General features: G+C 60.9%; 10 protein-coding genes, 1 tRNA gene and 2 pseudogenes. 8 read left to right on the top strand and 5 right to left on the bottom strand.

What is annotated here, in order from left to right; all coding sequences use genetic code 11:
- The first annotated feature begins 8 nt into the window (after positions 1-8).
- The 6 genes and pseudogenes from bamC to LOY26_RS20305 form a co-directional block, all read left to right on the top strand.
- Positions 9-1,127, top strand: coding sequence for an outer membrane protein assembly factor BamC (gene bamC / locus LOY26_RS20330; RefSeq protein ID WP_033699823.1), 1,119 nt, complete (start codon positions 9-11; stop codon positions 1,125-1,127).
- The gene (locus LOY26_RS20325) at positions 1,128-1,886 is read left to right on the top strand and encodes an MBL fold metallo-hydrolase (protein ID WP_033699821.1); all 759 of its coding nucleotides are present in this window, start codon (positions 1,128-1,130) and stop codon (positions 1,884-1,886) included.
- A gap of 29 nt (positions 1,887-1,915) precedes the next feature.
- Entirely contained in the window at positions 1,916-2,626 is a 711-nt protein-coding gene (gene purC, locus LOY26_RS20320; RefSeq protein ID WP_012315794.1) for a phosphoribosylaminoimidazolesuccinocarboxamide synthase, read from the top strand.
- A 92-nt stretch (positions 2,627-2,718) separates the two neighbouring features.
- Positions 2,719-2,808: transfer RNA gene (locus tag LOY26_RS20315), tRNA-Ser, on the top strand.
- Between the two features lie 290 nt (positions 2,809-3,098).
- Positions 3,099-3,775 (top strand): annotated as a pseudogene (locus LOY26_RS20310) (IS5 family transposase); the annotation flags it as partial.
- A gap of 637 nt (positions 3,776-4,412) precedes the next feature.
- Positions 4,413-4,912 (top strand): annotated as a pseudogene (locus LOY26_RS20305) (IS5 family transposase); the annotation flags it as partial.
- A gap of 345 nt (positions 4,913-5,257) precedes the next feature.
- Here the strand turns inward: LOY26_RS20305 and LOY26_RS20300 are convergent.
- Complete coding sequence (locus tag LOY26_RS20300) at positions 5,258-5,521, bottom strand: hypothetical protein (protein WP_033699806.1); 264 nt, start codon at positions 5,519-5,521, stop codon at positions 5,258-5,260.
- Between the two features lie 464 nt (positions 5,522-5,985).
- Complete coding sequence (locus tag LOY26_RS20295) at positions 5,986-6,603, bottom strand: LysE family transporter (RefSeq protein WP_227696317.1); 618 nt, start codon at positions 6,601-6,603, stop codon at positions 5,986-5,988.
- A gap of 204 nt (positions 6,604-6,807) precedes the next feature.
- Between LOY26_RS20295 and LOY26_RS20290 the strand changes: the two genes are divergently transcribed.
- Positions 6,808-6,999: a DUF4223 family protein gene (locus tag LOY26_RS20290; RefSeq protein WP_027594641.1), complete on the top strand. Its 192-nt coding sequence runs from the start codon at positions 6,808-6,810 to the stop codon at positions 6,997-6,999.
- An 85-nt stretch (positions 7,000-7,084) separates the two neighbouring features.
- Here the strand turns inward: LOY26_RS20290 and LOY26_RS20285 are convergent, their stop codons facing one another.
- From LOY26_RS20285 to LOY26_RS20275, 3 genes are all read right to left on the bottom strand, one after another.
- Positions 7,085-9,526, bottom strand: a complete 2,442-nt coding sequence (locus LOY26_RS20285; protein WP_258714043.1) for a TonB-dependent siderophore receptor — start codon at positions 9,524-9,526, stop codon at positions 7,085-7,087.
- A 414-nt stretch (positions 9,527-9,940) separates the two neighbouring features.
- Positions 9,941-10,906, bottom strand: coding sequence for a FecR domain-containing protein (locus tag LOY26_RS20280; RefSeq protein WP_258714042.1), 966 nt, complete (start codon positions 10,904-10,906; stop codon positions 9,941-9,943).
- Positions 10,907-10,910: 4 nt separating this feature from the next.
- Positions 10,911-11,441 (bottom strand): sigma-70 family RNA polymerase sigma factor, encoded by a 531-nt coding sequence (locus tag LOY26_RS20275; protein ID WP_258714041.1) that lies wholly within the window; start codon positions 11,439-11,441, stop codon positions 10,911-10,913.
- Between the two features lie 334 nt (positions 11,442-11,775).
- Here LOY26_RS20275 and mqo point away from each other — a divergent pair, with 334 nt between their 5' ends.
- Positions 11,776-13,413, top strand: a complete 1,638-nt coding sequence (gene mqo / locus LOY26_RS20270) for a malate dehydrogenase (quinone) (RefSeq protein WP_186658356.1) — start codon at positions 11,776-11,778, stop codon at positions 13,411-13,413.
- Positions 13,414-13,444: the final 31 nt, after the last annotated feature.

The raw sequence follows: 13,444 nt of genomic DNA, 5'->3' as shown, positions 1-13,444 counted from the left end.
TACACCGCATGAAGCGACTGGCTGGTCTTTCCGCCCTTGCCCTGATCATTTCCAGCACCAGCGGTTGCGGCTGGCTGTGGGGCGACGAGGGTTATTTCCGCGACCGCGGCAGCGATTACCTGCAGGCGCACCCGACCGCGCCGATGCAGCTGCCGCCGGACGCCAGCAACGTCAAGCGCCTCGACCCGCTGTTGCCTATTCCGCGTAACGTTGCCGATGACAGCGCCACCGGCGAGTTCGAAGTGCCGCGTCCGCAACCGCTGACGGCCGGTGCCGAAGTCAGCGACTTCAGCTTGCAACGCAGCGGCAACAGCCGTTGGGTGCTGGCCCAGCGCTCGCCAGCCGAAGTCTGGCCTGCGGCCCGTCAGTTCTTTGAAGACAATGGCTTCCGCATTGCCGAAGAGCGCCCGCAAACCGGCGAATTCAATACCAGCTGGCAGCGTTTCGATGAACTCTCGGCCTCGCTCGGCCAGCGCCTGGCGAGCACCGCCAGCAGCGGCGACAGCGAAGTGCGCGTGCGTGTACGCATGGAGCCCGGCGTGCAGCGCAACACCTCCGAGGTGTACATCGTCAGCGTCGAGCGCCCGGCTGGCAGCACCGCCGAGCCTGGTTTCCCGTCCACCTCCAGCAACACCGGCGCCGATGCCCTGCTGGTTGACGAGATGCTCGCCAGCATGAACCGCAGCGCCGAGAAGGGCGGGTCTGTCTCGCTGCTGGCCGCGCGCGATTTCGATGCGCCAAGCCGCGTCAGCCTGAGCGAAGACGGCAGCGGCAACCCGGTACTGTTCCTGGGCGCCGACCTGGATCGCGCCTGGTCCAGCGTGGGCCGTGCCCTGGAGCAAGGTGGCGAGTGGCGTGTCGAAGACATCAACCGCAGCCTGGGCCTGTACTACATCAACCTGTCCGAAAAGCCTGACGACAAGCAGAACGAGCCGGGCTTCTTCAGCCGCATGTTCGGCAGTGCACCGACCAAGGAAGAGCGTGAAGCCCGTGCCGAGCGCTACCAGGTACGCCTGAGCAAGGTCGGCGAGAGCGTGCAGGTCACCGTCGAGAAAAACATCAACACCGTGGCTCCGGCCGATGTCGCCCGCCGTGTGCTGAGCGCCATTCAGGACCACCTGGGTTAAGTGCGCTTCGCGGTACTCGGAAGCGGCAGCCAGGGAAACGGCACGCTGATCGCCAGTGGTGACACGTTCATCCTGGTCGATTGCGGGTTCTCCCTGCGTGAGACCGAGCGGCGCCTGGCGCTGCTCGGGGTCTCGGCGGCACAGCTGAGCGCGGTGCTGGTTACCCACGAACATGCCGACCATGTGCATGGGGTGGGGTTGCTGTCGCGGCGCTACAATGTACCGGTCTACCTCAGCCAAGGGACTTTGCGCGGCCTGCGCAAGCCGGTGGAGGTGGCCGGTTTTCTCGCTTGTGGCGACAGCCTGCGCATCGGTGGCCTGGAGGTGACGGCAGCGCGCGTCGAGCACGACGCCTACGAGCCGTTGCAGTACGTGCTCAGCGACGGCCGGCGGCGTTTCGGCATGCTCACCGACCTGGGCTCGTACGATGCCTTGTTGCTGGAGCGCTACCAGGGCCTGGATGCCCTGTTGATCGAAGCCAATCACTGCCGCGACATGCTGGCACGCGGTCACTACCCGTCGTTCCTGAAGCAGCGGGTAGGTGGCATGCAAGGGCATTTGAACAATCACCAGGCCGCGCGCCTGGTGGACGAGTTGGGCTGGAGCAACCTGCAACACCTGGTGCTGGCCCACCTCAGCAGCAAGAACAACCTGCCACAACTGGCCCGCCAGTGCTTCGTCGACACCCTTGGGTGCGACCCAGACTGGCTTCAGGTGGCGAATCAGGAACACGGGCTCGACTGGCGCGAAATCGCCTAGCCCAACTACTCAAGCAAGCGGAGCCCATCATGGAAAAACGCGAAGAACTTTACCGCGGCAAGGCCAAATCGGTTTACAAGACCGACGACGCCGACCGCTTGATCCTGCTGTTCCGCAACGACACCTCGGCGTTCGACGGCAAGCGTATCGAACAGCTCGACCGCAAAGGCATGGTGAACAACAAGTTCAACGCCTTCATCATGCAAAAGCTCGAAGAAGCCGGCGTGCCGACCCAGTTCGACAAGCTGCTGGGCGACAACGAGTGCCTGGTGAAGAAGCTCGACATGATCCCGGTCGAGTGCGTGGTGCGTAACTACGCGGCGGGCAGCCTGGTCAAGCGTCTGGGCGTGGAGGAGGGCATCAAGCTGGAGCCGTCCACCTTCGAACTGTTCCTGAAAAACGACGAGAAGGGCGACCCCTTCATCAACGAATCCCACGTTGTCGCGTTCGGCTGGGGCACCGCCGAGCAGTTGGCAGAGATGAAAAAGCTGTCGCTGAAAGTCAACGAAGTGCTGAACAAGCTGTTCGATGACGCAGGCCTGTTGCTGGTCGACTTCAAGCTGGAGTTCGGCGTGTTCCACGGCCAGATCGTCCTGGGCGACGAATTCAGCCCCGACGGCTGCCGCCTGTGGGACAAAGAAACCCGCAAGAAGATGGACAAGGACCGCTTCCGCCAGGGCCTGGGCGACGTGATCGAAGCCTACGAAGAAGTTGCCAAGCGCCTGGGCGTGCCGCTGTAAGCGGCCTGTTCACGCAAGCGCCTGATACCACGCGATTTTTTTGAAAATAAAGGTTTGCGTTTTCAGAATTCGCTGGTATGATGCGCGGCATTGGAGAGATGCCGGAGTGGTCGAACGGGACGGATTCGAAATCCGTTGTACTGGCAACAGTACCTAGGGTTCAAATCCCTATCTCTCCGCCATACGCGAAGTAGCCGAAGCCCCCGAAAACGTTGATGTTTTCGGGGGCTTCGTCGTTTCAGGGATCAAAGTTAGGGCATTTTTAGGGCATATTCTCTACCTTGGAGACCGCGCTGGGCCGGCTCTGGCCATGGTGACGGCTCCGGTTTAGGGCTGAGTCTGAGTATGATTCGACACTGGTGATGTGGCCATAAGGGAAGGCAGGCTCCATGTTTGTGTATCTGGATGAAACTGAGTTTGGAGAGGGGCAGTTCAGCAAAATCTCAGCGTCCTAGGGGCGTCGATTGGGTTTACGGTGTATCAACGGTTTCGGGGCTGGCGGAATCAGGGAACGTTCGATCAGATGCTCAAACGCCTGCACCTGGGATTGAATGAGCAAGGCTTGATCGATCTGCAAACCTGGATGATCGACTCAACCGCAGTACGTGGAAACCGAACCTCATCTGGCGCCGGGAAAAAAGGGGGCCTGACGAGCCTGCCGATCACGCTCTAGGCCGCAGTCGCGGCGGTCTGACAACCAAAATCCACATGCTCTGCGACGCCAACGAGACACCGTTACGCTTCCTACTCTCTGGCGGTCAAGCCAGTGACATCAGTTACGCCCAGCCACTGCAGGAGGAAGTCAGCATTCCGTCAACCCAACGTGGCCGCCCGCGCAAACGCTGTAAATGGCTGCTTGCTGACAAGGGCTACAACGCCGAAGCGCTACGCCGCGACTGCGACAAATATCGAATGCAATCCGTCATCCCTCTGCGCTCGATGAAGCGCAAGCCTAAGCCCGGTTTACCCAGACTATTTGATCGGCCCAAGTACTGTCAGCCCAACATCATCGAGCGCATGTTTGGCTGGCTGAAAGTGAACCGCCGGATCGTAACGCGCTTCGAAAAACTCGCGAAAAGCTACGCCGCCATGGTCTCACTGGCTTGTTCCATGCGGTGTTTGCGACATCTCTTATCGTACAGGGCCTAGTATTTTTGCCAGGTGACAACTTCTTTTTTCAGCTCAAAATAACGGTGCGATATAGACAGTGATTAATACCCGAACACTCAAGGGCCTAGGCACCTAGGCTCTGTACGAAAAGCCTTGATACTCGGTGGTGCTGCGTTGAAAACAGCCTCGGAATGCTCATTTACAACCCGTAAACTCCGCTTTCTCGGCTGTTTCGCCTTGCCTGACCTTCGTCTCAAGACTTTTCATACAGAGCCTAGGCTAAGTTACTCCTGTACAAATTTAAGTCAACGAGGTGTGATATGAGTTAGGATCTTGCTTCATTAGTTAAATTTATCAAAGATGAGCTTGGCGAAGATCTTTCAGAGGTATCGTTAAGTGAAGAGCTATCCCTCTACCTTACACCATCCGATCTTGATCATTTAGTGCAAGCGTTAGCTCCAGATACCGAGCTACACTGGAGCGAACTGGACACCCTTCAGGACTTGTTAGATATAATTACGATAGATTTGTAGTCTCGAAGATTAGGGAAGGTCTAAAGTATCTATCCGACTTTTGATGCCCTCTTGGGTTGAGGTTCAAACGTTGGAGTGGTCAGAAATTAGACCTTTCCTGTTCTTCAGGAAATCGGAAAAAGACTTCCTGATTTGGCAGAATCCCAGGACACCAATCTCTAGGCCGCAGTCGCGGCGGTCTGACAGCCAAAATCCACATGCTCTGCGACGCCAACGGGACACCGTTGCGCTTCCTACTCTCTGGCGGTCAAGCCAGGACATCAGTTACGCCCAGCCACTGCTGGAGGAAGTCAGCATTCCATCAACCCAACGTGGCCGCCCGCGCAAACGCTGTAAATGGCTGCTTGCTGACAAGGGCTACGACGCCGAAGCGCTACGCCGCGACTGCGACAAATATCGAATGCAACCCGTCATCCCTCTGCGCTCGATGAAGCGCAAGCCTAAACCAGGATTACCCAGACTCTTTGATCGGCCCAAGTACCGTCAGCGCAACATCATCGAGCGCATGTTTGGCTGGCTGAAAGAGAACCGCCGGATCGTAACGCGCTTCGACAAACTGGCGAAAAGCTACGCCGCCATGGTTCCACTGGCTTGTTCCATGCGGTGTTTGCGACATCTCTTTTCGTACAGAGCTAGGGCTTGATTGGGAGGCACCGCTACGGCGGTGGCGGATTACTTCGGCATTGTCGAGAAAGCGCGAGGCTTCGAACGGTTTGGTGTTGCTCAAATTCAGATCGAGGACTCGCATAGTGTTGCCTTAATGGGCGGACCTGCATCTGCTGCTGGGCTACGCGGGCCGGGCTCAATGCGAAAGAGTGGGTGGGTTTGGTTTTCGCCTTGGTAGAACGTGGTTTTGCCGGCTGTAGTGGGCGGCTTGGGGGTGTCTGTAGTCGTCATTTGAACTCTCTGGGTTGTTCAGTGCCTGGGCGTGCCGGTTCGCGGTTTTACCCGCGCAAGGCACGCCCAGGCGATGCATCACTTCAATGGTTCAGTGCAGGGTGCGCGGCTCTGCCGGAGCATGCGGCTGCATCTGCAGTTGCATCAAGGCGGACTCCACCAGGCTTTGTACGGCTTCCATCTCGTGGATGACCGCCTGCATCACGATCGAGCTGGGCGAGGTGGGTTTGAGTTGCACGGACTGACGGGCTACGGACAGGGCGCAGAGGACGTACTCTGTGGATTGGATCAGGGTGTCCTGCAGGATTTGCGAGGCATCGAGGGAGTAGGGCGGATCGGGGACTATCTTGCGCATATACAGCTCCTTGAGTCAGGTGGAGCTGCCTGCTAACGCTGTCAAACGAATGGAGGCAGCTATACATGGGTTGACAGACCGGTGACCCAAGGAACCCGGCGCACACGAGTGTGCCCCATGTACAGCTGCCATTAAGCGCTGCAAGTGAGTTCTTAAGTCGGGACGGCCTGTCAAAGCCGGTCGCTACAGTGGCAACGACACGGCGAGACTAGAGCGCGACCCAAGCACTAGCAACAGTTTGAGCGGGTTGGGAGTATGTTTGGGAAATGGACTACAAGATAGGGGAAAAAACTGAAGGTTAGCTGTAGGGCGGAAGGCTAAGTTGCCGTCTTTTATCGTTCAGGGAATGAATACTGGGCTGACCTGTTGGTTATGGTTTGCTGGATAGATCCTGGGGCCGCTTTGCGGCCCATCGCAGGGCAAGCCAGCTCCTACAGGGCAGCGCAAGCCTTGTAGGAAAACCCTCAGCGCATCGCCGCCAGCTTGATCCCGAACCCGACCAGGCACACCCCCGCCAACCGCTCGAACAGGTTGGTAATCCGCGGATTCGCGCGCATGCGTTCAGCCAGCTTGTGGGTCAACACCACCGCAATCAGCCCATACAGCAACGTCACCACCGCCACGGTCGCTGCCAGGAAGCCAAAGGTCACCAGCCCCTGGTGCTTCACCGGGTCGACGAACAGCGGGAAAAACGCCATGTAGAACATGATCGCCTTGGGGTTGAGCAAGGTGATCATCATGGTCTGGCGCAAGTAGTGGCCGTTGTCCATGCGGCTTGCACGTGGGGCGCCGCCGGGTTTGCTCAGCAACATGCGCAGCCCCAGGTAGGCCAGGTACGCAGCGCCCGCCCACTGCACCACATGGAACGCGGCAGGGTAGGCGGCCAGCAGGGTGGCAACGCCGGCCACGGCCAGCCACAACAGCACCTGGTCACCCAGGATCACCCCGCAGGTCGCCGCCATGCCAGCCTTGATACCGCCTTTGCCGGTCGCCGTGATCAAGGCAAAGTTGCCCGGGCCGGGGATGGCCAGGACGATGATGAAGGCGATGACGAACGCGCCGTAGTCGGTAACACCGAGCATGGGGAAACTCCTGTAAGCGTGCAGGTGCGAGGCAGAACGACAGACTATCTTCCGTGGCGGCCTACTTTTCAACTGTCGGTTAATGCTGCGATAACGCGACGTATTGTTACATCGCGGCCCGCACGACTTGGATCCAATGCCTTGGTTCTGTATGATCCGGGCGCCATCAGCACGATGGCCGACGATTCATTTAAAGGACTTTGTATGAAAAAGCTGTTGAAAGCCACTGTTGCTGTTGCTGTCGTTTCGGGCGTTGCCCTGCTGTCCGGCTGCACTGGCCAAGTCTACAACCAGCAGAAGAACTGCTCGTACGACTACCTGTTCCACCCTTCGGTTTCCATCTCCAAGGTCATCGGTGGCTGCGGCCCAATCGATAAACTGCCTCAGCCGCAGTAATCTTGGCGATACCCTGATCGCGCCGCTTGCGACGTGATCCAAAGACCCCGGCCATGCAAGTGGCCGGGGTCTTTTGTTTAACGGCTCACCAGCGCAGCGACACCGTGCCCAGCAAGGTGCGCTCCTCACCCCAGTAGCAACGCCCGGCGTTGTTGCAACCGGCCACGTACTCTTTGTCGAACAGGTTGCGGGCGTTGACCTCGACCGACCAGTTGTCGTCGAGGGTGTAACCCACCTTGGCGTCCACCAGCGTGACATCGCCGGTATCGAGCTTGCCGTACAGGCTGGCTGGGGTATAAGCGAATGTGCTGTCGAAATGACGCACGCCGCCGCCAATCTGCAAGCCCTTCAACAGCCCATCACGAAAACGGTAGGTGCTCCACACCGACGCCTGGTTGCGCGGTACCCCGGTCATCTGATGGTCTTCATACAGCGAGCCGGCCACGTCTTTGGTAATGCGCGAATCGGTGTAGGTATACGCCGCCGTGAGGTTGAGGTTTTCGCTCAGGTCGCTGTTGAGCTCCAGCTCCACGCCCTTGGCGCGGCTGGCGCCGATCTGGCGGTAGTCACCGACGCTTGAGTCGAACAGCACATCGTCCTTCTTGCGCAGGTCGTACACCGACGCGGTGAAGGCGGTGTTCCAGCCTTTGGGTTCGTACTTGATACCCACTTCGTACTGTTCGCTGGTGGTCGGGTCCAGCGGGCCGCTCTTGCTCTCGGTCTGCTGGGTCGGGGCGAAGGCAGTGGAGTAGCTGAAGTAGGGCGACAGGCCGTTTTCGAACTGGTACATCACGCCGGTCTGCCAGGTGAAGTCGCTGTCCCAGCTGTCCATGTCCGCTGGAACGTTGAGCGTGCCAGCCTTGTTGCGGAACTGGCTGTTGACCCGGTCCAGGCGCCCGCCGAGCAGCAGCACCCAATTGTCGACCTTGGTCTGCAACTGGCTGTAGAGCCCGTACATGGTCTGTTCGAGCAAGGCGTTCTGCACGTGCAGTGGCGTGCTTGGCTTGCCGTTCCACACCGGGTCGAACACGTTGATGGTGCCGCCGTTACCGGCGTCCCAGTCCTGGTTGAACGAGGTGCGGTCAAGGCTCGCCCCCAACAGCAGGGTGTGCTCGAACGCGCCGCTGTTGAAGTGGCCTTCGAACTGGTTGTCCAGCGAGTAGGCGATGGACTTGTTGTAGCGGTCGTAGGCCTGGTTGCTCAGGGTGGTGCCGAAGCCGCCATTGTTGAGGCTGCCTGGCCAGGTCTCCTGGCGGTCGATGCGCGACTGCAGGTAACGCGAGTTCTGGCGGAACTGCCAGGTATCGTTGAAGCGGTGGCTGAACTCGTAGCCCAGGCTCCAGGTTTCGCGTTCGAAGTTGTCCCAGTCCGGGTTGCCGGACAACTGGTCCTTGTCGATCTTGCCATTGGGGTTGTGCAGCAAGGTGCCGGCGGCCGGGTAGCCGAGCTCCATCAGCGTGCGGTCGCGCTGGTAGGTGGCCAGCAGGGTGAGGCTGTTGAAGTCGTCGAAGTTCAGGGTCAGCGAGGGGGCGATGTAGAGGCGGTCATCGGGCTGGTGATCGACCTGGGTATCGGAGTTGCGGCCCATCATCACCAGGCGGCCCAGCACGTTGCCTTCTTCGTTCAGTGGGCCGGACACGTCGACGCCCAGTTGGCGGCGGTTGTGCGAGCCGTAGCTCAGCTGCACTTCGCCACGGGGTTCGGCGGTCGGCCGCTTGCTGACCAGGTTGACCACGCCACCTGGGGCATTCTCGCCATAAAGGATAGAGGTCGGGCCGCGGAATACTTCCACGCGCTCCAGGCCATAAGGTTCGCTGCTGGTGTCGTAGCGGTTGCCTTGTACCCGCAGGCCGTCGCGCAGCAGGCCGTAGCCATAGTCGGTGGCGTTGAAGCCACGGATGAAGAACAGGTCGCCCGCCTGGCCATCACCGCCGGCAAACGGTGGGGAGAAGATGCCCGGCACATAGCCGAGTACCTCGGTGAGGGTTTGTGATTGCTGGTCGTCCATGCGCTGGCGGGTTACCACCGAGACCGAGCGCGGCGTGTCGGCCAGGGCGCTGCTGGTCTTGCTGGCGGTGGCGCTGGCTACCGCGCGGTAGCCACTGTCGCCCTGGCCATTGCTGGCGACCAGGGTTGCGGCGTTGATGGCGGTGGCATCGAGTTGCAAGGCATTGCCGTCGGCGACCGGTTGCAGCACATAGCCGGCGCTGCCTTGCGGTACGGCTTGCAGGCCACTGCCTTGCAGCAGGCGGGCCAGGCCTTGGGCGACGCTGTAGCGGCCTTGCAGGCCCGGGCTGGTCTTGCCGGCGGCCAATGCATTGCTGCCGGCCAGGTAGATGCCGGCCTGGCTGCTGAACTGGTTGAGGGCGCCGGCCAGCGAGCCGGGGGCGATGTTGAAGGTGGTCTCGGCGCTGGCGGCTTGTTCGGCATGGGCCAGCGTTGCCGGCAGCATGAGGGGGGCGGCGGCGCATAGAGACAGTGGGGCGGCAAGCGCCAGGCGAAGGGCGGGGTGGAAGGGCGTCGGCATGCTGGTCCCTGGGGTGGATACGGTGAGTTGAAGGGGTTGTGAGGGGGTAACCGAACGAGATTGGGAAAAGGGAACTGGGCGGTGGGGTTTTTTTGGGGGTTTTGGGCTTTTGGGTGCATGCCGTTGTTTTTGTATTGCCCTTGAGATCGAGCGCCGCCCGCGCGGCGCATCGCGACGCAAGGCCGCTCCTACATCTGTTTCGGGCCAGTTACGCCTGAAGCATTGGCGCGCGGCCCCTTGGCGCCCGCCTTCATTTCGCGCCGTACAAACAAGGGCTCGCGCGCGCTGGCACAGACATGACTGGCCCGAAACAGATGTAGGAGCGGCCTTGCGTCGCGATGCGCCGCGCGGGCGGCGCTCGATCTCATGGGCGCTGCAAACCTATCGGCATGCACCTGTCACCTCCACAGACCCTCACGCGGGCTCGACACTCACCCACCATGGCGTCACCCGCTGCACCCGCACCGGCAGCGCCGCCTGCAACAGCTCAAGCGCGCGGTCGGTATCATCAAGCGGAAAAGCCCCCATCACCGACAACTGCGCCACCGCCGGATGCCACCCCAGGTGCCCATGGCGATAGCGCCCCAGCATCTGCAGCAACTGCGCCAGAGGCATGTCCTCGGCATTCAATCGCTGCTGAATCCACGACTCGCCCGCACTCTGCGCCGGGCGCGCTGTGCTGATGCCCTGGGCACTGAAATCCACCTGCTGCCCGGCCTGGACGATAAGGCGCTCACCCCGCAGCGCAGTACAAACCTCGACCGCACCGGCATACACGTTCAACCGCGTGCTGTCGCCCAGTTGGCAGACCGCAAACCGTGTACCCAGCGCCTGCATGCGCCCTTGCGCGGTGTCGACGAAAAACGGCCGGCGCGGGTCGGCGGCGGTCTCCACCAGTATTTCGCCAAAGCGCAGCTTCAACACTCGGCTCAGCGCCGAAAATTCCAGGTCCACCGCACTTTGTGCACCCAGCCACAACTGGCTGCCGTCGGCCAGGCGCGTTACCCGGGTTTCGCCAATGCCGGTGGCAAGGTCGGCGCTCCAGCTCGACAGCGGCGCCCCCCGCCAAGCCTGCCAGCCCAGCAGCGAGCTGGCGCCGAGCACCAGCAACGTCTTGAGCCCCGTGCGCCGGCTGAAGCGGCGCGGGTCGTGCTCGCGCAGGGCGCGGCCCGCCGCAGCGCCTTCGGCCTGCAAGGGGGCGAAGCGTTGACCGACGCGTTGCACATAATGCCAGGCCGCCTGGTGGTCGCCGTGCTGGTCCAGCCAGCGCTGCCACTGGTGGCGCACCTGCGGGTCGGCGGCTTCGTCCTGCAGTTGCACATACCAGTGCGCGGCTTCCTGCAGGCTGGCGTGGCTGAGTTTCTGCGCGGGTGTACTCATGGCGTCATTCCACCAGCACGCCGTCGAGTTCGGCTTCAAGGATGGCGCAATGCAAAAACGCCTGCGCCAGGTACTTCTTGACCATGCGCTCGCCAACGCCCAGGTGCGCGGCAATATCGCGGTAGGTCAGGCCATCGATCTGCGCCAGCAGAAACGCCTGGCGCACTTTGCCGGGCAGGCGCAACAGCATGGCGTCGACCTCGTGCAGGGTCTCGACGATGATCGCCCGCTGCTCGGGGGAGGGCTGCAATGCTTCCGGCTGCAACGCCAGCTGTTGCAACCAGGCCTGCTCCAGCTTCTGTCGCCGCCAGTGATCCACGCACAGGCCACGGGCGATGGTGGCGAGGTACGAGCGTTCACCACGCTCACCGTCGAACTGGCGGGGGCGGTTGAGGATGCGCAGGAAGGTGTCCTGCACCAGGTCAGCGGCATCGCAACGGCTGCCCAGGCGCCGGTACAAAAAGCCAAGCAACCAGCGCGAATGGCTGTGGTACAGGGTATGGATCGAGGTGTTCAACTCAGGTATCGAAACCACGGCGGCATCCGGCGCGAGCGCGTACTGGTGCGAATGAGAAATGATCGCAATAGTAGGGGCGGCGGAACAATACTGCAATCGGTGTCGTTCTTCCCCGTGCACCTGGGACAACCTGCCGCCTTGACGCGAACCCCCTCAATTTGTTTGTGCTGGCAATTGGGTTACAATCGGAAAAACGTTTCAGCGATGGCCGGTCAATTCGACCAACGGCTGAGCGTTCACTGTTTCTCTTGGCTGCTGACTCCAATGACCAATAACAAGCGCGCGCTGAAGGACAGAGAAATACAAGGCCCCGCCTAGGCCTTCCTTACGTGCTAACCATTGGAATCAATCAATGTTCAAGAAAGCTGGCAAGACCTTGCTGGGTCTGGCTGTCGCGGCGAGCGTCATGCAAGCGCACGCGGCAGAAACCAAGAAAGTCGACGTGCTGCTGGTCGGCGGCGGCATCATGAGTTCCACCCTGGCTGTCTGGCTGCACGAGCTGGAGCCGAGCTGGTCGATGGAAATGGTCGAGCGCCTGGACGGCGTCGCCGAAGAAAGCTCCAACGGCTGGAACAATGCCGGTACCGGCCACTCCGCGCTGGCCGAGCTGAACTACACCCCGGAAGACAAAGACGGCAACGTCAACATCACCAAGGCCATCGAAATCAACGAAGCCTTCCAGATCTCCCGCCAGTTCTGGTCGTGGCAGGTCCGCCAGGGTGTATTGAAGAACCCGCATTCGTTCATCAACAGCACCCCGCACATGAGCTTCGTCTGGGGCGATGACAACATCAAGTTCCTCAAGAAGCGTTACGACGCGCTGCAGGCCAGCCCGTTGTTCCGCCCGATGCAGTACTCCGAGGACCACGCGCAGATCGCCAAGTGGGTCCCGCTGATGATGGAAGGGCGCGACCCTAACCAGAAGCTGGCCGTGACCTGGACGCCGATCGGCACCGACGTCAACTTCGGCGAGATCACCCGCCAGTTCGTTGGCCACCTGAAGACCCAGGACAAGTTCGACCTGAAGCTGTCCAGCGAAGTGCAGGACATCACCCGTAACAAGGACGGCTCCTGGCACGTCGAGTACAAGAACCTGAAGGACGGTACCGAGTCGGCCACCGACGCCAAGTTCCTGTTCATCGGTGCCGGCGGCGGCGCGCTGAAGCTGCTGCAGAAGTCGGGTATCCCGGAGGCCAAGGAATACGCCGGCTTCCCGGTGGGTGGTTCGTTCCTGGTGACCGAGAACCCGACCGTTGCCATGCAGCACATGGCCAAGGCCTACGGCATTGCCTCGACCGGCGCGCCGCCCATGTCGGTACCGCACCTGGATACCCGCGTGCTGGACGGCAAGCGCGTGATCCTGTTCGGGCCATTCGCCACGTTCTCGACCAAGTTCCTGAAAAACGGCTCGTACCTCGACCTGTTGGGCAGCACCACGCTGCACAACGTGTGGCCGATGACCAAGGTCGGTATCGAACAGTACCCGCTGGTCGAGTACCTCGCTGGCCAGCTGATGCTGTCTGACGACGACCGCTTCGAAGCGCTGCGCACCTACTTCCCTAACGCCAAGAAAGAAGACTGGCGCCTGTGGCAGGCCGGTCAGCGCGTGCAGATCATCAAGCGTGATGCCGAGAAGGGTGGCGTGCTGAAGCTGGGCACCGAAGTGGTGGCTTCCGAAGACCGCACCATCGCCGGCCTGCTGGGTGCCTCGCCAGGTGCTTCGACCGCGGCCCCGATCATGCTGAATGTGCTTGAGACCGTGTTCAAAGAGAAAGTGGCGACGCCAGAGTGGCAGGCCAAGATCAAAGAGATCGTGCCAAGCTACGGTACCAAGCTGAATGATTCGGCTGCGGCCACGCAGAAAGAGTGGAACTACACCGCTGAAGTGCTGCAGTTGGAGAAGCCGCCAGTGATCGACGCCAGCGTTGATTTCGGCAACGCGCCAAGCGAGCCGGTAGAAAGCAAGCCTGAGAACGACATGGCGCTGTAAGCCCCATTGTTGTAATCGAAAGCCACGGGGG

This window comes from Pseudomonas sp. B21-047, assembly GCF_024748775.1.
GTDB classification, from domain to species: domain Bacteria; phylum Pseudomonadota; class Gammaproteobacteria; order Pseudomonadales; family Pseudomonadaceae; genus Aquipseudomonas; species Aquipseudomonas capeferrum.
The sequence above is the reverse complement of the archived record's forward strand: the minus strand, read 5'-3'. Positions and strand labels throughout refer to the sequence as shown.

Bases quoted from the DNA above. Each gene is read 5' to 3' on its own strand.
- LOY26_RS20295 (WP_227696317.1), bottom strand. From the start codon at position 6,603: ATGCTCGGTGTTACCGACTACGGCGCGTTCGTCATCGCCTTCATCATC.
- LOY26_RS20285 (WP_258714043.1), bottom strand. From the start codon at position 9,526: ATGCCGACGCCCTTCCACCCCGCCCTTCGCCTGGCGCTTGCCGCCCCA.
- LOY26_RS20290 (WP_027594641.1), top strand. From the start codon at position 6,808: ATGAAAAAGCTGTTGAAAGCCACTGTTGCTGTTGCTGTCGTTTCGGGC.
- bamC (WP_033699823.1), top strand. From the start codon at position 9: ATGAAGCGACTGGCTGGTCTTTCCGCCCTTGCCCTGATCATTTCCAGC.
- LOY26_RS20280 (WP_258714042.1), bottom strand. From the start codon at position 10,906: ATGAGTACACCCGCGCAGAAACTCAGCCACGCCAGCCTGCAGGAAGCC.
- purC (WP_012315794.1), top strand. From the start codon at position 1,916: ATGGAAAAACGCGAAGAACTTTACCGCGGCAAGGCCAAATCGGTTTAC.
- LOY26_RS20300 (WP_033699806.1), bottom strand. From the start codon at position 5,521: ATGCGCAAGATAGTCCCCGATCCGCCCTACTCCCTCGATGCCTCGCAA.
- mqo (WP_186658356.1), top strand. From the start codon at position 11,776: ATGTTCAAGAAAGCTGGCAAGACCTTGCTGGGTCTGGCTGTCGCGGCG.